Origin of the sequence: Affinundibacterium nitidum, from assembly GCF_014284155.1 — a bacterium.
GTDB classification, from domain to species: domain Bacteria; phylum Pseudomonadota; class Gammaproteobacteria; order Burkholderiales; family Burkholderiaceae_D; genus Undibacterium; species Undibacterium nitidum.
Window position 1 is genome coordinate 1,540,918 of the sequence record NZ_JACOFZ010000001.1, and the last position, 18,726, is coordinate 1,559,643.

At 47.3% G+C, this 18,726-nt stretch carries 16 protein-coding genes; 8 read left to right on the forward strand and 8 right to left on the reverse strand.

Annotation, left to right across the window (positions count from 1 at the left end; all coding sequences use genetic code 11):
• Positions 1-62: 62 nt before the first annotated feature.
• From H8K36_RS06645 to H8K36_RS06655, 3 genes are all read right to left on the reverse strand, one after another.
• Positions 63-1,295, reverse strand: coding sequence for a multifunctional CCA addition/repair protein (locus H8K36_RS06645; RefSeq protein ID WP_186914505.1), 1,233 nt, complete (start codon positions 1,293-1,295; stop codon positions 63-65).
• Between the two features lie 77 nt (positions 1,296-1,372).
• The gene (locus tag H8K36_RS06650; protein WP_186914504.1) at positions 1,373-2,083 is read right to left on the reverse strand and encodes a glutathione S-transferase family protein; all 711 of its coding nucleotides are present in this window, start codon (positions 2,081-2,083) and stop codon (positions 1,373-1,375) included.
• A 9-nt stretch (positions 2,084-2,092) separates the two neighbouring features.
• Positions 2,093-4,072 carry a lytic transglycosylase domain-containing protein gene (locus H8K36_RS06655; RefSeq protein ID WP_186914503.1) on the reverse strand — a complete coding sequence of 660 codons (1,980 nt, stop codon included), beginning with the start codon at positions 4,070-4,072 and terminating at the stop codon, positions 2,093-2,095.
• Between the two features lie 102 nt (positions 4,073-4,174).
• Between H8K36_RS06655 and H8K36_RS06660 the strand changes: the two genes are divergently transcribed.
• Entirely contained in the window at positions 4,175-4,816 is a 642-nt protein-coding gene (locus tag H8K36_RS06660; RefSeq protein WP_186914502.1) for a 5-formyltetrahydrofolate cyclo-ligase, read from the forward strand.
• Position 4,817: 1 nt separating this feature from the next.
• On the opposite strand, the gene H8K36_RS06665 is transcribed toward H8K36_RS06660, so the two are convergent.
• Entirely contained in the window at positions 4,818-5,195 is a 378-nt protein-coding gene (locus H8K36_RS06665; RefSeq protein ID WP_186914501.1) for a VOC family protein, read from the reverse strand.
• 118 nt (positions 5,196-5,313) lie between these two features.
• On the opposite strand from H8K36_RS06665, the gene H8K36_RS06670 reads away from it, so the two are divergent.
• The 4 genes from H8K36_RS06670 (at position 5,314) to H8K36_RS06685 (ending at position 11,079) form a co-directional block, all read left to right on the forward strand.
• Complete coding sequence (locus tag H8K36_RS06670) at positions 5,314-6,021, forward strand: SOS response-associated peptidase (protein ID WP_186914500.1); 708 nt, start codon at positions 5,314-5,316, stop codon at positions 6,019-6,021.
• A 175-nt stretch (positions 6,022-6,196) separates the two neighbouring features.
• A complete protein-coding gene (locus H8K36_RS06675; protein ID WP_186914499.1) occupies positions 6,197-8,992 on the forward strand; it encodes a M16 family metallopeptidase in 2,796 nt (931 codons plus the stop codon).
• Positions 8,993-9,201: 209 nt separating this feature from the next.
• A complete protein-coding gene (locus H8K36_RS06680) occupies positions 9,202-10,110 on the forward strand; it encodes a metallophosphoesterase family protein (protein WP_186914498.1) in 909 nt (302 codons plus the stop codon).
• Positions 10,111-10,182: 72 nt separating this feature from the next.
• Positions 10,183-11,079 (forward strand): DMT family transporter, encoded by an 897-nt coding sequence (locus H8K36_RS06685; protein WP_186914497.1) that lies wholly within the window; start codon positions 10,183-10,185, stop codon positions 11,077-11,079.
• A 37-nt stretch (positions 11,080-11,116) separates the two neighbouring features.
• Here H8K36_RS06685 and tcdA read toward each other — a convergent pair whose 3' ends face one another.
• Complete coding sequence (gene tcdA / locus H8K36_RS06690; RefSeq protein WP_186914496.1) at positions 11,117-11,926, reverse strand: tRNA cyclic N6-threonylcarbamoyladenosine(37) synthase TcdA; 810 nt, start codon at positions 11,924-11,926, stop codon at positions 11,117-11,119.
• A gap of 231 nt (positions 11,927-12,157) precedes the next feature.
• On the opposite strand from tcdA, the gene H8K36_RS06695 reads away from it, so the two are divergent.
• On the forward strand, positions 12,158-12,700 hold the full coding sequence (locus tag H8K36_RS06695) for a hemerythrin domain-containing protein (protein WP_186914495.1): 543 nt from the start codon (positions 12,158-12,160) through the stop codon (positions 12,698-12,700).
• A 31-nt stretch (positions 12,701-12,731) separates the two neighbouring features.
• Complete coding sequence (gene pdxH / locus H8K36_RS06700) at positions 12,732-13,367, forward strand: pyridoxamine 5'-phosphate oxidase (protein WP_186914494.1); 636 nt, start codon at positions 12,732-12,734, stop codon at positions 13,365-13,367.
• A 104-nt stretch (positions 13,368-13,471) separates the two neighbouring features.
• Here pdxH and msrA read toward each other — a convergent pair whose 3' ends face one another.
• On the reverse strand, positions 13,472-14,005 hold the full coding sequence (gene msrA / locus H8K36_RS06705) for a peptide-methionine (S)-S-oxide reductase MsrA (RefSeq protein WP_186920442.1): 534 nt from the start codon (positions 14,003-14,005) through the stop codon (positions 13,472-13,474).
• Positions 14,006-14,182: 177 nt separating this feature from the next.
• Between msrA and H8K36_RS06710 the strand changes: the two genes are divergently transcribed.
• The gene (locus H8K36_RS06710; protein ID WP_186914492.1) at positions 14,183-14,959 is read left to right on the forward strand and encodes a helix-turn-helix domain-containing protein; all 777 of its coding nucleotides are present in this window, start codon (positions 14,183-14,185) and stop codon (positions 14,957-14,959) included.
• Between the two features lie 37 nt (positions 14,960-14,996).
• Here the strand turns inward: H8K36_RS06710 and H8K36_RS06715 are convergent, their stop codons facing one another.
• Both H8K36_RS06715 and H8K36_RS06720 read right to left on the reverse strand, forming a co-directional pair.
• On the reverse strand, positions 14,997-17,675 hold the full coding sequence (locus H8K36_RS06715; protein WP_186914491.1) for a bifunctional acetate--CoA ligase family protein/GNAT family N-acetyltransferase: 2,679 nt from the start codon (positions 17,673-17,675) through the stop codon (positions 14,997-14,999).
• 75 nt (positions 17,676-17,750) lie between these two features.
• A complete protein-coding gene (locus H8K36_RS06720; RefSeq protein WP_186914490.1) occupies positions 17,751-18,686 on the reverse strand; it encodes a histone deacetylase family protein in 936 nt (311 codons plus the stop codon).
• Positions 18,687-18,726 lie beyond the last annotated feature (40 nt).

The following is an 18,726-nucleotide window of genomic DNA, read 5'->3' on the forward strand; positions in this document are numbered from 1 at the left end:
GACGACAATATTACATGTAAAAATTCAATGACTTTTTCTGCTCAACAAGAGTTAAAGGCATACTACTCAACACGAGAGGCAGCGCGAATCGCATCAATTCTAGCAATGCGAACGGCTTCCGCGATTTTTTGCGGCTGCCCCAGAAATTGTTGAGCGACTTCACCAGCGTTTACTGACAAAGCGGCATGCAAAATTTGAGTCAAGTAATTTTGTTGAGGGAATTGGATATCGACTAAGCCCGAACGACCAAAGCAATCGCAACGTGCAGCGCTCAACATTGCGAGGAATCGTTCTGGCTTGCGGAACGCATCGTTGCGCTCAAGCATATCCTGCAATGTTGCTGGACGCATTTCCATCGCACGCCCTACATTGCCGTGATCACGCGCAGTCATAATGGCAAGGTCGCGGCAATCAGTCGGCACGCGAAGGCGCTCACATAACTGCTTTACGAGATCAACACCAGGCTCTTCATGGCCATGATGACGGGGCCAGATCGCCGGATCAGTCGTACCTTTACCAAGGTCATGCATAAGTGCAGCGAAGCGAACAGATAAAGGATAGCCTTGTTCCGCTGCGTAATCGACAACCAACATAACATGCACACCAGTATCAATTTCGGGATGAAATTTTTCTGGTTGAGGTACGCCCCAAAGACGATTCAACTCGGGCATCAAACGTTGCAATGCACCGCATTCACGCAGCATCTCGAACATGCGTGACGGCTTTTTCTCCATCAAACCACGCGAAATTTCTTGCCACACACGTTCGGCCACAAGCGCATCAACCTCACCGGCTTCAACCATACGCTTCATCAACTCCATTGTTTCTGGTGCCACCGTAAAGGCATGCGGCTCTTCTGAGAATCTCGCGGCGAATCGTGCCAAACGAAGTATACGTACAGGGTCCTCTTCAAAGGCGGCAGAAACATGTCGAAATACGCGGTTTTGCAAATCCCTTTGACCACCAAAAGGATCAATCAATTCACCATCATCGCTGCGCGCAATCGCATTAATAGTGAGGTCGCGACGTATCAAATCTTGTTCCAAGGTGACACTTGGATCCGTATGAAAAACAAAACCCTTATAGCCTTTCTCGGTTTTTCTTTCGGTACGTGCTAATGCGTATTCCTCATGTGTTTTCGGATGCAAGAATACCGGAAAATCTTTGCCCACTGGGGTATATCCGAGCTCAAGCATTTGCTCTGGGGTAGCACCAATCACGACGTGGTCACGATCCTGAACCGGCAAGCCAAGTAAGGCATCACGAACTGCACCACCAACAACATAGGTCTTCATTTTATTTTCGATTTTTCTACAACATAAAAAGGCTAAATAAGCAGCGCAAGTTTAAGTTTTACCGATGAAAAAACAGATCAATCAAATTGATCAAATTTAGCAATACTTTCTTTTTCCTCATGTGCAGCTTTTACCCATTCACTGACCGCTGGATGATGTTCAACTCTTTCGCAGTAGGCCTGTAGCGCTGGGGCGAGCGAGACACCATAAGTCTTAAAGCGCATGACAACTGGGGCAAAATAAGCGTCTGCAATCGAAAAGTCGCCAAACAAAAAACGATGTGCGCCGTAGGTTGATAAGCAATCTTCCCAAATTTCACCGACACGACCAATATCAGCCTGTGCACCTGCTGTGCGTCCCTTGCCAGGAAATGACGCACGAATATTCATAGGCATAGCAGAGCGTAGTTGGTTTAGCCCCGAATGCATTTCAGCACATATACTTCGTGCGGTAGCACGCGCCGCTTGACTCTCTGGCCACATATTCTGGCTTGGAAAGCGTTCCGCCAAATATTCGCAAATCGCCAACGAATCCCAGACAATGAGCTCATCAGCAAGCAATACTGGCACACGCCCAGATAAAGAGTACTCAGATATGCGTTGTGTTGAATCTGGATGATACAAGGGAACATAAATTTCTTCGAATGGAACGCCAAAAGCCTTCATTACTAGCCATGGTCGCATTGACCAAGAAGAGTAATTTTTGTTTCCAATAACAAGACGGAAACTGTGCTTTTTATCATCGCCCAAGATCGGCGCCAACACGGTTTGCAGATCAGTATTTTGCATCTTGCTTCCTTATTGTGATTGATACTCTGGCTCTTCGCCGGTAACACCTTTCGGTGCGACAGTACCTAAGCGTGCCTTCAGAGATTGCGGCTTTTTCTCTAACAAAGCTGCATAATAGGTCGCATTGGATAAGACATTTTTCACGTAGTCACGCGTCTCCGTAAAAGGAATCGACTCGGCAAAAATCGCACCCTCTACCGTGCGGCTCAGAGTCGCCCGCCAAGCCCGCGGGCGCCCAGGGCCCGCATTGTAGGCAGCAGAGGCTAAAGCCTGCGAGCCACCTAAATCGGACAGCACCATATTCATATAACTGGTGCCGAGCTTGATATTAGTTTCAACGTCATTGACCTGACTTGGCACGTAATTACCAAGCCCAATTTTCTTTGCCACATATTTGGCGGTTTTCGGCATGACTTGCATCAAACCTGAAGCACCCACATGCGATTTCGCCGCAGTAGCAAAACGCGATTCTTGACGAATCAAACCATAGACCCAAGCCATGTCAACACCAACCGCTTGCGTTGCTTTATACATGCTGTCATTAAAAGGTGTTGGGAAGCGCTGATTGAAATCAACGTCATTTTTGGTTTTATCCGAGGTGTTCACCATACGATCAAGCATGTCGTTTTGACGCGCCAATTCGGCAGCCGCCAAAAGTTCACGCTCATTCATACTACGCAATGCCCAGTTCCATTCACGTGTGCCTTCGAAACGCAAATTCATCGCGTAGAACTTTAGCGCTCTTTGCAAATTGGGGTTCTGCGCAACAGGTACCAGTTCTTCCGGGGTCACCGGTTTGGCCAAGGCTGGTGCACCAATCTTCTGCCCACGCTCCTCTAATGCCAATTGACCATAAAAATGCATCTGATCTGAAAGGCCAGCGAAGATCGCTTGTGCCTCTTCTTTCTTACCCTCTTGTTGCAAAGCACGTCCGTACCAGTATGTCCAACTCGGCATACTTCGTAAGTTACCTGGCATCGCTTGAATACCCGCTTTCACCAATTTCCAATCACCTTCACGCAAGGCAATGCGTACACGCCACTGATAGCCTTCAACGGTCAGATTTGCACCTTCGGCTAACTTCCAATACGACAAAGCTTCAGTTTCTAATTTCTGTGACGATGGCAACGCAATATTAGCCCACGCTTGTGCACGTTCTGCAGCCGACAGTTTCCCACCTAAACGTTGCATGGCGTGCACCGCGTCCTCCGGCTCTGTCTTCGCCGCACGACCTAAAGCTAGCATAAATAGCTCTTTACTTAAGCGATCAGCGCCCGGTTCTTTCTTAAATAGATTCTTAGGCTTATCCATCGCCTCCAACAAGCGTTTTTCAGGCACGTTTAGCATCGCCCCTAACCGCTTTGCAAGTGGCATTGCGGAAGATTCCGCGGCAATACGCATCTGTGCCCAGATGTCTGCATCGGTAAACTGTCCTTGAGCATAGAGATAATTAATCAGCGAATAACAACCATCACCATATTGTTTCGGTGAAGTTAGCAAAGCGCGGGCATCAAATGCGACCTTTTGTTGCTTCACCGCTTTTGATAACAGGGCATAGCATTTAACTTGGCTATCATCATTCACAACATATAAAGGCAACTGCTGATCAAAAGTTCCCCAATCGCCTCGGAAGCCCAACAACAACAGCCAATCATTGCGCAAACGATCCGCAATGGCACTACCTTCATATTTTTTCAAAAACTGTAAGATGTCATTGTTCGATGCTGAGCCCAAACGGGTACGCAAGACATAATAGTCTACATAGGAAGGAATACTATAATTCGCTAGCACCGCGGCATGTAACTGAACCGCTTTACTGTCTCCGTGCATGGCAGCGTCGCGCAACGCCATAAAGCGATCATCATCGTTCACCACCGCTGGGCTCATCTCTACTGAAGCTATGGCTTGTGGGGAGAATACTGCTAACATAGCCAAGCTGCCGATTAACAGCGAATGGGATGCTAAGGACTTCAATTTATTATTTCGCATTTTTCCAAAACATGATTTGAACTTGCCAAGCTTTCGATTTTTACGGCATTTTCCTGCGTAAAATGAGCTTCATTTGGGTAAACCCTCAATCTTATTGACAGTATGACACAGCCACCGAAACAGGTAAAAGAAGAAAAAGATCCTGCGCTCGACGTAAGCTTGCTTGAACGTAGCCAGTTGCGCCGTCACCTACGTCAACAACGCGGTGCAATTGAAGTAGCAACAAAACAAGCTTGGGATGAGGCAATTGCAGCAAGGCTGCGCGCCGTGCTTTTGGAAAAGCGTCCTAATCATCTCGCTGTATATTGGCCGATTCAATCTGAACCTGCGCTATTACCGTGCTTTGCTGATCTTTACCAGCAAGGTATTGCCTTAGCTTTGCCTATCGTTGTCGCCAAAGGGCAAGCACTAAAATTTGTCGCTTGGACGCCAGGACAAAGCATGGAGAATGATGCATATGGGATCCCTATGCCTCTCGAACGCGAGACAGAGATTACACCAGACTGCATATTGGCGCCCTGTGTAGGCTTTAATAAAGCCAACTATCGACTAGGGTACGGAGGTGGCTTTTATGATCGCACCCTTGCACTTCACCCTGAGGTATATAGCATAGGGATCGCCTATGAGCTAAACCAATCAAGCTTTGCGCTTGATCAGTATGACATTGCTTTGGACCTTATTCTCACAGAAGCCTCTGCATATTCACAGCAAGACCACATCGAGTCACAAACTAGACCCGACTGATTCAGGACCGGCGCTCCTCCATCAGCCCGATCAAGTTATGGTCAGGGTCCCGCACAAAACCCATCCATAAATCGTGATCAGCCATTTTGGCGACCAAAGCAGGTGGGCGCTCCCAAGCTATCCCTGCTTTGTGTAGCTGTTGATCAGCATGACTCAAATCAGCCACCTTGTAATAGATACTTGAAGTTCTGTGATCAGCGGGATCGCCTTGCAGCGTAGTCAACATAAGGCGAACGCTTCCACACATCAAAAAACTCATGGCAGGGGGCGCGTCGAATAGAAACGGGAGACCTAATACATCGCGGTAAAAGGCACGCGCCTTATCGATATCGTTGACCGCGATCGCAATTTGACCGATTTCTAAGACTTGTAAGGACATCTGATTTACCCCTCTGTTAGATTGATCGCCCATGCTAACATTAGCACTCGCCTAGTCGCAATGTACTCACGATTAAAGGAAAAGCGATTGGCTCTAACACCGACCGAATGACTGAACTATGTGCGTCAACTACACACCTACTCGTAAAGATCAAATCGCAGCTAAGTTTGATGCCATCGACCAAACCGGCATCGATTGGCGTCCTGAAACTTGGCAAGACTACAGCGCACCATTTATTACGCACGATGAATTGCGACGCCGACGAGCGCAACTGGGTAGTTATAGCATGGTCCCCAAGACAAAAATGGCGGACGGCATGAAGCGCTTTTCGACGATGAACGCGCGCGCCGAAACCATAGGGGAACTGCGCAGCTACTCCAATGCATGGCGCCGTTCACAGCTTTGCCTGGTACCGCTCGAAAATTTCTACGAACCAAATTATGAGAGCGGCAAAGCAGAACGTTGGCAGATCGGCCTTCATGACAGCAGCGACTTTGCTGTAGCTGGCATCTACCGGAGTTGGGATGAAGAGGATGGACAACAGAGTTTTTCTTTTTGCCAAATCACCATCAACGCCGATGAACACCCCTTAATGAAACGTTTTCATAAGCCTGGCGATGAAAAACGTTCTCTCGTAATTCTTGGCGAGGAAGATTACGATGAGTGGCTTAGTTGCACTAACCCGGAAATGGCGCGCGCCTTCCTTCAGCTGTATCCCGCCGAAAGAATGTGGGCAAAACCCGCACCGAGCATGCCAAAGAAGAAAACTAGCAAGGAAATAACAGATCCTCAACTGCCAGAACCGGTGCAAATTAGCTTACTATAAAGCAATTTTTTTGCGGGCAAGATGCAAGGATCTTCAGCTAATTTGCCGGTCCACAAGAAAATTTTGGTTCAAATTCCGCAAAAACTGTTATTTTTTTAAAAATTTCTTTTAACTAATTGCAAATATTTTTCCAATCCACTATGTTTGCGGTTCTTAGTCTTTTTTAGGATTTATTGTGAAACTTATTACTCTACTCATGTTGAGCGCTGGCATCATTTCTCCAGCTCTTGCAATGCCAAACACTGCACCTGCTGTGAATTCTGCTACTGCGAAACAAACTGGCGGTGCCGTTAAAGTTACTTCAGTTGAAGGCATTACCGAATACAAACTGAGCAATGGCATGCGCGTGATTCTATTCCCTGATGCGAGTAAGCCGACAATCACGACCAATATCATCTATATGGTTGGTTCACGTCATGAAAACTATGGCGAAACGGGCATGGCTCACTTACTTGAGCATTTGTTGTTCAAGCCGAGTGCCAATTTCGGTATCAAAAAAGGTACTAAAACGCCCGTTGAAGTGCTCAATGGCACTGGCGCAGAGTTCAATGGTACAACTTGGTATGACCGCACTAATTACTACGCAACCTTCCCTGCAAACGAAGACAACTTGCGTCAAATGTTAGCCTTAGAGGCAGATCGTATGGTCAATGCAGCGATCGACCAGAACGATTTGTGGAATACCAAAACACAGAAGGGCGAAATGACCGTCGTCCGCAATGAATTCGAAATTGGCGAAAGTGACCCTATCGGCGTCACCACAGAGCGTATTCAAGCAGTTGCCTATGATTGGCACAACTACGGTAAATCAACGATCGGTGCGCGCTCCGATATCGAACAAGTCAATATTCCTCGCTTGCGTGCTTTCTACAAAAAATACTACCAACCTGACAATGCCACTTTGATCGTTGCTGGTAAGTTCGATGAAGCCAAGATTTTGAAGCAAGTCAGTGATTTGTTTGGTCGCATTCCAAAACCCAGTCGCGTTATCGAACCAACTTACACCGCTGAACCAACGCAAGATGGAGAACGCTCTGTAACAGTGCGTCGCTCCGGTGGTACGCAGTTCGTGGGCGCTGGCTATCACATGGCACCAACATCACACGTAGATGCTTCTTATCTCGGTTTGTTATCCGACATTTTGACTAATGCACCAAGCGGACGTCTTCACAAAGCCCTCGTTGAAACGAAATTAGCGACACGCGTGAGCTTCAATACTGTAAGCAACCTCGACCCGAGCTACGGCATCTTCGGCGCTTTAGTACCAAAAGACAAAGACCTCAATGCAGCACAAGATGCTATGTTGAAGGTATTGGAAGATTTGAAAAATAATCCAATCACACAAGCCGAATTGGATCGTGCCAAACAAAATGCTAACAAGCAAGTGCAATTGGTCATGAATGACACCGCGAGACTCTCGATCGCTCTGACCGAATCAATGGCTGCAGGTGACTGGCGCTTGTTCTTCATCGACCGCGACTTAACGGAAAAAGCAACGGTCGCGGATGTACAAGCGGCTGCTATCAAATATCTAAAATCAAGTAACCGTACCTTAGGACGCTTTATTCCAACTGAAACAGTGGATCGTACAGAAGTGCCAAGTACACCAGATGTTACAGCGTTGGTAAAGGATTACAAAGGCAAGGCAGTTGTCGCTCAAGGTGAGGCTTTTGATACGAGCCCAGCCAATATCGAAGCACGCACACAACGCTCTACATTGGCTAGCGGCATGAAATTGGCTTTATTGCCTAAGAAAACGAAAGGTGCCACTGTCAGTATCAATCTGCGCTTGAATTTAGGTAGTGAAGCAAGCTTAAATGGTAAGGCGGAAATTGGCCAGTTCACTGCATCTCTATTGAACAAAGGTTCTGAACGCTTCAGCCGCCAAGAAATCAAAGACAGTTTCGACAAGCTCAATGCTCAAGTGAGTATCGGCGGCAGCGCAGAAGGTGTTGCTGCAAATATCACGACGACACGCGAAAATCTGCCTGCAGCCATCAAGTTATTGGCAGAAGTCTTGAAAACACCAAGCTTCCCAGCAAAAGAGTTTGAAGAACACAAGCTCGGTGTTACGGGCCGTTTAGAGCAATCTTTGCCAGAACCTCAGCCTTTAGCAATCAATGCTCTGGCTCGTTTAACAGATGCAACGCCAGTAGGCCATGTGCGCCACACTGGTACATTGCAAGAGCAATTGACTGCAAACAAAAACGTTCAATTGGAAGATGTAAAAGCCTTCTACCATGAGTTCTATGGCGCAAACACGGCAAGCTTTGCCGCCGTTGGTGATTTCGATGCAGCTGCATTAAAAGCACAACTGAATGAATTGTTTGGCAATTGGAAATCTAAGCAAAGCTACACACGTGTACCTCGCGTGATGAAAGCAGCTAATGCGCAGAAAATCGTGATGGACACACCGGATAAAGCAAGTAGCTTCTTACTAGCTGTTCATCCAATCGCGATCAAAGATAGTGCAGACGATTACCCAGCGTTGATCATGGCTGACCACATGTTGGGCGGTGGCGCCTTGCGTAGCCGTTTAGCTGATCGCATTCGCCAAAAAGAAGGTTTGTCTTACGGCGTGGGTTCGCAATTGAGTGTGTCTAGCCAAGAACCAACATCAATCTGGTTTGCCTACGCTTTGAGTGCGCCGCAAAACACTGGCAAAGTCGAAGCTGCTTTGCGTGAGGAACTGCAAAAAGCAATCGCCGAAGGTTTCACCGACGCCGAATTGGCTGACGCGAAAAAAGCATGGCGTCAATCTGACGAAGTTAGCCGTACTCAAGACGCAAACTTGGCAAACCAATTAGCCGGATATCTCAACATCGGTCGCACAATGAACTTCGATAAAGACCTCGAAGCTAAGGTTACTAAGCTCACACTTGCTCAAGTCAATGAAGCCTTGCGCAAATTGATCAAAGCAGACGCGATCAATGTCATCATCGCTGGCGATCAAAGTAAGCAAGGGAAATAAGGCAATGCACATGGCCCGCAGTAAAACCTGCGGTGCCGTTTTGTTTTGCCTAAGCTTGCATTACCTTCACTGGTGCGACTTAGTCGCCATTCATTGAAGTAAAATATTAAAAAACGGGCCCCTCGCGGTCCGTTTTTTATTCCTATTTTGAATACGAAAATCATCCTCAGGAAATCAGCGTAAAATATACCTTTACTTGGGTATTTCGCATGACTATTTCCGCTCCCTCTCGATTCGTCTTTATCCTCATCACACTCGTTCCCCTTCTTTGGCTGAGCGCAAGCAATGCACAACAAAAAACCAAGCCACAACTAATTCTCGCGGCAGGGGATATTGCAGACTGCCGTAGGCTCAAAGCAGAACTCACGAAGTCAGAAAGCACAGCGCAATTGGTCGAAGCAGCGTTAGTATCGGACCCGAAAGGCTTGGTCATCACACTGGGTGACAATACCTACCCTATAGGCAAACCAAGTGAGTTTAATGAGTGCTACGACAAAACCTGGGGGCGTTTTAAACAACGCACGCTACCTTCTCCTGGTAACCATGACTACGGTGTGCCTTCTGCTCACGGTTACTATAATTATTTCGACGAATTAGCTGGCCCAGAGCGACGTGGCTACTACAAAAAAAATCTCGGGAATTGGTTGATCTTATCGCTCAACAGCAACATCCAAGGGACGGCAATGCAAGATCAACTCACATGGTTGCGCAGAGAATTACAAGAGAATAAGTTGCCTTGTACTCTGGCCTTTTGGCACCATCCTGTTTTCTCCTCTGGTGGGCACGGCAATAATGATGTGATGTTGGAAGCATGGAAACTACTGGCGAATGCTAAAGCGGATATTGTCTTGGCGAGCCACGACCATAATTACGAACGTTTCATGCCAATCGACGCACGTGGCTTTCGCGATGATAAATATGGAATTCGTAGTTTTGTAGTTGGCACCGGCGGAGCAAAATTAACTCCCATGTTTTTCCCCAAGTTCACCACCGAAATTCGTGACAACAACACACACGGGGTCTTAAAAATTTTGCTTTACGCCAATAGCTATGAATGGGAATTTACCCCTATTGCTGGCCAAAGTTTCACAGATAGTGGGCAAGCAAATTGCCATTAGAACCCAAGAAAAGTGAATTGATTCACACCAGCACCTATTAATCACCTTAGTTTGAGCAAAAAAATTCCGCTTATGCCTTCTTCAGTATTGTTTATTATTGCTTCCTTAATTTGGGGCTCAACCTTCTGGGCAATCACCCAACAACTTGGTCAAGTTGCGCCTGCGGTATCCATCGCCTACCGCTTTGGACTCGCCGCCCTGAGTCTCTTTGTCTGGTGTGCTCTGCGCAGACGAGATCTACGCTTACCTTGGAAGTTGCAAAAATGGTTGATGCTACAGGGCTTTTTTACTTTTTCCCTGTCTTATCTTTGCACTTATTCATCAGAACAGTACGTGGTCTCGGCATTGGTCGCGGTGTTGTTTGCTTTAATGGTGATCTGGAGTCCATTATTGGAGCACCTCTTTTTCAAGAAACCCCTAACGCTACGTATTTGGATTGCCGCATTTATTTCCATCAGTGGTGTCGTGCTCTTGTTTTATCCCGCTTTAAAGGGCAACTGGGAAGAAACGCACTCAGGCCATGAGACTCACTTCTTATTGGGCCTAGGACTGGCATTAACGGCGACTTTAGCCAGCACTTTTGGTAACCTAGTTGTTGTCAAAATCCGCGAGCAGAATACCAACGTGTTGTTGACGATGGCATGGGCGATGGCTTGGGGAACACTTTGGATCGCATGCTTTGCGACCCTTAGCGGTGAACAATGGACGATTCCTGAAACCAGCAACTACTGGCTGTCATTACTTTATCTTTCGCTGTTTGGATCGGTGATCGCGTTTGCTTGCTACTTCACCTTAATCCATCGCATTGGAGCGCAAAAAACGGTGTTTATCGGCGTGATTACGCCGATCATTTCCGTACTGCTGTCGATTCAATTAGAGAACTACCATCCAGGCTGGATAGAGTGGTTAGGCATGATCCTTTGTTTGATCGGCGTTGTTGTCGCACTCAAAAGCAAAAGCCCTAGCTGAAAATTTCAACTCATGTTAATCGATGGGCGCTTAGCTTTTACTGGTGCCCAGCTAACCGTCTTAATACGTGCGCCCCTGCGGCTAAGCCAAACGAGGCGGTCACGACAACAGAGGAGCCGAAACCAGCACAATTGAGTCCACTAATGCCGCCGTTGGCGTCTACTTCACAGGCTTCCGCTGTTTCCGGCATAGTCAATACTTCCATCGAAAAAACGGCATCAATCCCAAATTTATTTTTACCTCCTCGGGGGAAGCCAAAATTTTGACGTAAGCGTTTGCGTACCAAGGCTAACAAAGGTTCTTGCTCAGTCCGCGACAAATCTCGAATTTCAATTTTACTCGGATCCGTCTGCCCTCCCGCGGCACCAATCGTGATGAGAGGGATTTGATGTTCTCGACAATAAGCAATTAGCGCCGTCTTCGCTTTTACACTATCGATCGCGTCAACAACATAATCATATCCACGATCGCCTATCATTTGATCGAGATTGTCAGGTTCGACGAAGTCTTCTATTTGATGCACCACGCAACGAGGATTAATCTGCGCAATACGTTCAGCCAAGGCTTGCACTTTCGCCTTCCCTATCGTTTCAGAAGTCGCTTGAATTTGGCGATTGATATTTGATTCGGCAACGTTATCGAGATCAATCATCGTAATTTGACCGATCGCGCTGCGTGCCAATGCTTCAACCACCCAAGAACCAACGCCACCGACACCAACTACCGCGACATGTGCACTTTCGAATCGCGCTAGCGCGGTGGCGCCATAGAGCCGCGCAATACCGCCAAAGCGACGCTCATAATCGATTTCCTCGTGCTGCCCTGATTGTTCTTGTTGTTCTTGCATTGCGTTTAATTCCTTTTACCGAAGATGCTATTTTACTAGATCTCGGGTCATTTACTCCTAGGGCTGAGTCAAACACATTTTGATATCAAAGGCGCAGGTCATGATAAAAGACAAAACCTTTTACCTCGATTGATCTCGCGCAAGCAAAAGTCTAGCAAATCAAGGATAATTTTTACTTTATCGATCATCGCTCGTATGATCGAGATTTAATTACTCACTTCGAAAGCTCAAGTGGAAAGCCTCTTCGCCACCGCACCTGGTTTTGATCAGCCTTTGGCTGTTTTAAAACACTGCCATGATCGCATCCGCCGACAATTAACGACTTTAGAAAGGCTGCCTGAACATTTGACCAAAAACGGCGCTGATGAAGCTGCACAACAAGCCGCGCTTGGTGTCTTACGTTATTTCACACAGGCGGCTCCACTCCATCATGACGATGAAGAAGTCGATCTTCTCCCGCTTTTACAAACGACTGCGGCATCTGACGATCAAACATTGTTGGCGCAATTGTTACCAGTTATTCTGCAACAACACCAAGAGATGGCATCGCTCTGGCAGGAATTGCAGGCATCATTGCAAGCCATCGCTGAGCTGAGAGGCGATACCTTGCCTGCGACGGTACTTCATCGCTTCAACGAGCTCTACTACGCTCACATGCAGATCGAAGAACAACAAATCGCACCAATGGCCGCTCGTATTCTCAGCGCCGAACAGTTACACCAACTTGGAGCAGCAATGCAAACGCGTCGCGGCATCAGTTCCAGCAGCACCTAAATCTATTCTTTTGTTTATTCAGGAAATCTCTATGTCTATCGCCCATCTTCGCAAAGATTATCAACTTGCCAGCCTTTCAGAAAATGAGGTTGCCGGTGATCCATTCACACAATTCGCGACTTGGTTTGAACAGGCGATGAAAGCCGAGGTGCCGGAGCTCAATGCCATGAGTTTGTCCACCGTCAATGGTGAAGGAAAGCCGTCATCTCGAATCGTGCTCATCAAAGAGTTTGATCAACGCGGTTTTTCTTGGTTCACAAACTACGACAGCCGCAAGGGCCTGGAGTTAGAACAAAATCCACACGCAGCTTTATTGTTTTTCTGGAGTGCACTTGAGCGCCAGGTCAGAATCGAAGGCAAGATCGAAAAAATATCAGTACAGGAAAACGATACCTACTTTCACAGCCGTCCGCTCGGTAGCCGCCAAAGCGCACTAGCCTCTGCGCAAAGCCAACCCATCGCTAACCGTGAAGCTCTTGAACAAAAATTAGTGGCAGTTGTTGATCAATATGGCGACGCGCCACCACGCCCCGAGCATTGGGGCGGTTATCGCCTTGTGCCAGAACTGATCGAGTTTTGGCAGGGTCGTAGCTCCCGTTTACACGACAGAATCGTCTACCACCGATTAGAAAACGGCAGTTGGCAAGTTCAACGCCTACAGCCGTAAACGAAGTTGAAGCAGAAAACAAAAAACGCTGAAATCTCTCGATTTCAGCGTTTTATTTTGCTCACTAGACGAAGATCTTTTTCAACTTCCAAAAAACTTGTTGATCAAGCGGCCATCTTCTTTCTAGCGAAAAGCTCCCGCGACAATAATATCTTAGGCAAAATAAATTCCACGCAATATGGGTCTTTTTTATTGTTCTTGTAAAAGTTTCGATGCGCTTGTTCAGCCGCATAAAAACGTTGGTACGCAAGAACTTCGGTTGTTAAAGGGGTACTACAAAAACGACTTATTCTTTTAATGCTCTCTTGGGCAAATCGTTTTTGTTCTGTGGTGTGGTAAAGGACTAGAGAACGATGTGGCGAGGCGTGACCGTACTCACCGCAAGTCAAAGCACATGGGTCGTGTATCTTGAAAAAAACCTCCAGTAAGCTCACATAGCTTACGACCGCATTGTCAAACTGGACCTGCACTACTTCTGCATGACCGGTGTCACCGCTGCAAACATCCTCATAACTGAGCTCAGTCGCGTGCCCGCCTGCATAGCCAGGACGAACCGATTTCACACCTCGTATGTGTTGAAATACAGCCTCGACATCCCAGAATCGACCCGCTCCGAATGTTGCTATTTCTATCGCCATTTGCATCCCTCCGACTTACTTATTTTTATGAAAGCATCTGATGTTGAGTCTGCATTTCAAAATTTGGAAAGTATTATCAATAGAGATCAAAAATCCGACAATAGCTAATCCGAAAGTTGCGGATTTCGTACTGTGGTGTATCATTTTCCGATACTTTTACAACTAATCATTACTTTTATGCCAAAAGCTAGCACGCTCATTGATGTCCTCAGACGAGAACTCAAAGCCAAACGGATCACTTACCAGGAGTTGGCGCGACGAATTGGTGTTTCAGAATCCAGTGTAAAACGCATGTTCTCAACGAAAAGTCTAACTTTGCAGCGGCTCGATCAGATCCTTGATGCTTCGGAAATTAGTCTGCACGACCTTACGCTTCGAAGTTACGAAGAATCACTCATTGAAGAATTAACCTATGAGCAAGAGGAAGAACTGATTAAAGACCCGAAAAAATTCATCGTGGCAGTCTCTGCCATGAATTTCTTCAGCCTTGAACAGATAGTTGACATTTACGCTATCAGCGAACCCGAGGTCATCGCCTATTTGGTTCGTCTCGATCATTTAGGGATTCTTGAGTTGATGCCAAATAACAGAATCAAGCTCTTGCTGTCTCGCACTTTCCGCTGGCGTCCTAATGGCCCGATTCAACGCTTTCATCAGCGAGAGTCATTTGCTGACTATCTCAATTCAACCTTCTGCGGCAAACACGAGATCATGCAGTTCCTATCTGTCATGCTATCGAAACAGTCGAGCGCGGCATTTCTCACCCGCTTGAAACAATTGGCGCGAGATATTTCAGACCAACATCAGCTTGACGCCGTGCTTCCAGTCGATGAAAAGCATCGCATGAGTTTTATGCTATCAGCTCGCCCTTGGATACCCAACTACTTCCAAGCTTTGGTCCGACCTGAATACATCGCCAAACACGCAGAAAAGCGTCGAAAAGCGAATCAGTAATCAGTCGTACAGAAGGTGTTCGATATGTGCTTTCGTTCTATAAGGCTTTTACACAGAGCCTAAAATCGCGGTCTTCCTCGTAAGGACGGACTTCGAAGTCAAGACTGCGCATGAGGCGCAACATATTTGTATTATTCGTCAGAACGAGGCCTTCGATCATCGCCAGACCACGACTACGAGCTACATCAATAATCGACAGCATTAAGCGTGTTCCTAAGCCTTGTCCGGCAAAATCGTCCGCAATCAACAAAGAAAACTCGCAGGTCGTTTTATCTGGATTCGTCACGTAACGCGAAACACCGATAATACGCTGCACCTCATCAAAGCTACCATCTGCAGCAGGAATGCGCTCGGTATGAATGGCTACCAAGGCCATCTCGCGGTCGTAGTCGATCAAAGTGAACTTCGCCAACATGCGATCTGATAATTCTTTCATCGACGATACAAAGCGGAAGTAACGGCTTTCTGGCGAAAGACGTCGTACTAATTCTTGTAACATCTCTGCATCGTGTGGATGCAGTGGGCGCACAGTGTACACACGACCATCGCGTAAAGGCCATTCCATTTCCCGATCCGATGGGTATGGAGAGATCGCTAAGTGTTCGTAATTACCTGGCTCAGAGGGTGAATGGTCCACCACCACTCGAGCGTCCACAGCAAGTGCCCCATCGGCATCGACAATGATGGGGTTAATATCCATCTCACGTAACTGCGGTAAAGCGCAAACCATTTCCGACACACGCAACAAAATTTGTTCTAAGGCCTCGCGATCAACCGCCGGCGCTCCACGCCACGCTCCCAACATTTCTGCACAACGTACTCGTTCGATTAAGCGGTGGGCTAAGAACTGATTGAGCGGTGGTAGTTCGATCGCACGGTCTGCGATCAATTCAATCATCACACCACCCGCACCAAACGAAATAACGGGGCCGAATAATTCATCCGTCGAGACACCAATAAAAATCTCACGTCCTTCTGGTTTACCTGACATGTTTTGCACGGTAACACCATTAATTTTGGCGTCGGGTCGCAATTTCGTCACACGTGCCATCATATTCTGCCAACCATCGCGAACACCAGCCGCATTAGCTACATTCAGTACCACGCCCTGCACATCTGATTTATGCGGAATGTCGACTGAATCCACTTTCAATGCAACCGGATAACCGAGCTGATTTGCCACTAGCATCGCTTCCGTTGGTGTTCTCGCAAGTATGGTTTTAGTCACTGGAATATGAAAAGCCGAGAGCAAAGCTTTCGATTCCATTTCCGTCAATACTTTGCGACGTTCCGCCAACACGCTTTCGATCAAGATGCGTGCGCCTTCGATATCTGGCTCAGCCAATTGAGATAAAGGTGGCGGTACCTGACGTAACATCTGTTGCGTACGGTGGAACAAGGAGACATGGTTAAACGCATCGACCGCTGCTTCAGGGGTGCGGAAACTAGGAATCCCCGCTTTGAACAAAATGGTGCGCGCCGCTGTTACCTTCTCATCGCCCATCCAACAAGTAATCAATGGCTTGCCGACTGTAGTTTGTAAATCCGCGAGAACCTGTGCGATGGCACCGGTGTCCACTCCTGCGATTGGCGACAAAATGACCAAAATCCCATCGACATCGCTACAGTGCGCACAAGCCGTGACCACGTCACGATAATGATGCTCGTTCGCGTCTTGCGACAAGTCAATCAATTCATCAATCACTGCAAATGGGGAAAGTTTTTTCGACAAGGCTTTCACGATTTCCGCTGGCAATTGAGCTAACTGCAGGCCCACTTCGTTCACGAAATCGGCTGCCAAGACTGCAGGGCCACCACCATTCGAGATAACGGCGAGGCGACGTCCCACAGGCAAGTATCGCGCAGACAGGCATTTAGCGGCAGCAAACAGCTGTACCATGGAATGTACGCGTACCGCACCAGCACGTTGCAAAGCTGCATCGAAGATGGCATCACTACCAACAATATTGCCGGAATGCGTGAGTGCGACTTTAGAGCCTTCGGGGCGACGACCACCTTTCAAAACGATCACTGGTTTGGAATTCGCCGCTGCGCGCAGGGAACTCATGAAACGACGTGCATCGTTGATCCCCTCCATGTACACCACAATGGTTTGGGTGCTGGAATCATCGGCTAGGTAATCTAAAACCTGTGCCATATCGACAGCGGTGTTTACACCCAATGACACGACGTTAGAAAAACCAACCCCGTTTTTTGCGGCCCAATCAAGAATCGATGAAGTGAGTGCGCCCGATTGCGAGACCACAGCCAACGAACCAGGCTGCGCCATTTTGCCAAGCGCACTTGCGTTGAGTTGAAACTTTGGGCGTTGAAAGCCAAGGCTATTTGGCCCGAGTAAATACACGCCATGTTGGCGCGCAATCTTATGCAGCTTTTTCGCCAATACAGCATCAACACCAATCGACAAAATCAAAGCAGAGCGGCATTGAATACGTCCTACGACTTCCATCGCGGATTCAAGTTGTTCATTTGGTAGTGCAATGATCGCTAGATCGGCACGTGAGGCGGCTAAATCACCTAGGGTTCCTTTCATGTGAATATCAAGATAGGTCACCGTACCCTCGTAAGCACTACTTTGAAAATGCTGCAAGAATACTTTTGCCATCGGTGTTTGTTTTTCGGGGTGATGTTGATTCCCAGAGAAAATCAAAACGGAACGAGGTGAAAACAGCGATGTAAGATAATGCTTATTCATGTTCTACCTGACTCTAAAATGCGGATTTCGAAGACAAAGAAAATAGCGATGGCAATCGGTACTGTGCAACATGACTCAGTCTGCACCAATCAAAACGCGTACATGAGCAGCGGCACTGCGCCCTAACGCGGAAAGTGCATACCCCCCCTCTAAGCAAGATACCACTCGGCCTTGAGCAAAACGATCAGCGATACGCATAATCTGTTTTGTAACCCATTCATAATCAGCTTCCACTAATCCTAGGTTGCCCATATCATCTTCACGATGGCCGTCAAAACCGGCTGAAATAAAGATCATCTGAGGTTGGTATTTCTCGAGAGCTGGAATCCATTGATTGAGCACTGCCTGGCGAAATACGTCACCACCAGAGCGTGATGGCAAACCGACATTAACCATATTCTTACCCATAGGCACATCGCCACAAAAAGGGTAGATATTTTTCTCAAAGATCGAACACATCAGCACATGTTCATCATTGAACAAGATATCTTCGCTGCCGTTCCCATGATGAACATCAAAATCAATTAGAGCGATACGCTCAACGCCGTACACTGCGATTGCATGGCGAATACCAACAGCGACATTATTAAAAAAACAGAATCCACCAGCATTGCTGCGCTCAGCGTGGTGTCCGGGCGGACGTATATTGCAAAATGCGGAAGGCGCTTTGCCGCCAGCGACCAAATCAACCGCCATGACTAAAGCACCCGCTGAACGTAATGCTGCTTGATAAGAAAATTCATTGATACTAGTGTCTGGATCGATCTGCACTAATTTACCATCAGGAACTTGTTGTGCAATTTCGGCGAATTCGTCAAGATAAAAACCACTATGCGCGCGCACTAATTGCTCGCGTGTCGCTAAGGGCGCATCACACTGATCCATGTAATCAAGTAAGCCCTTCATCAATAATTGATCATTAACAGCGCCAATGCGCTCTGGACATTCCGGATGATGAGGCCCCATGTCATGTTTTTGACAATCAGGATGCGTTATATAGGCGGGTAGCACTGGATGCACTCCAAGGACAAAGAGAAATCCATTCTAGCCC

Coding starts and splice junctions, on each gene's coding strand:
- H8K36_RS06645 (WP_186914505.1), bottom strand. CDS start 1,295: ATGAAGACCTATGTTGTTGGTGGTGCAGTTCGTGATGCCTTACTTGGC.
- H8K36_RS06650 (WP_186914504.1), bottom strand. CDS start 2,083: ATGCAAAATACTGATCTGCAAACCGTGTTGGCGCCGATCTTGGGCGAT.
- H8K36_RS06655 (WP_186914503.1), bottom strand. CDS start 4,072: ATGCGAAATAATAAATTGAAGTCCTTAGCATCCCATTCGCTGTTAATC.
- H8K36_RS06660 (WP_186914502.1), top strand. CDS start 4,175: ATGACACAGCCACCGAAACAGGTAAAAGAAGAAAAAGATCCTGCGCTC.
- H8K36_RS06665 (WP_186914501.1), bottom strand. CDS start 5,195: ATGTCCTTACAAGTCTTAGAAATCGGTCAAATTGCGATCGCGGTCAAC.
- H8K36_RS06670 (WP_186914500.1), top strand. CDS start 5,314: ATGTGCGTCAACTACACACCTACTCGTAAAGATCAAATCGCAGCTAAG.
- H8K36_RS06680 (WP_186914498.1), top strand. CDS start 9,202: ATGACTATTTCCGCTCCCTCTCGATTCGTCTTTATCCTCATCACACTC.
- H8K36_RS06685 (WP_186914497.1), top strand. CDS start 10,183: ATGCCTTCTTCAGTATTGTTTATTATTGCTTCCTTAATTTGGGGCTCA.
- tcdA (WP_186914496.1), bottom strand. CDS start 11,926: ATGCAAGAACAACAAGAACAATCAGGGCAGCACGAGGAAATCGATTAT.
- pdxH (WP_186914494.1), top strand. CDS start 12,732: ATGTCTATCGCCCATCTTCGCAAAGATTATCAACTTGCCAGCCTTTCA.
- msrA (WP_186920442.1), bottom strand. CDS start 14,005: ATGGCGATAGAAATAGCAACATTCGGAGCGGGTCGATTCTGGGATGTC.
- H8K36_RS06710 (WP_186914492.1), top strand. CDS start 14,183: ATGCCAAAAGCTAGCACGCTCATTGATGTCCTCAGACGAGAACTCAAA.
- H8K36_RS06715 (WP_186914491.1), bottom strand. CDS start 17,675: ATGAATAAGCATTATCTTACATCGCTGTTTTCACCTCGTTCCGTTTTG.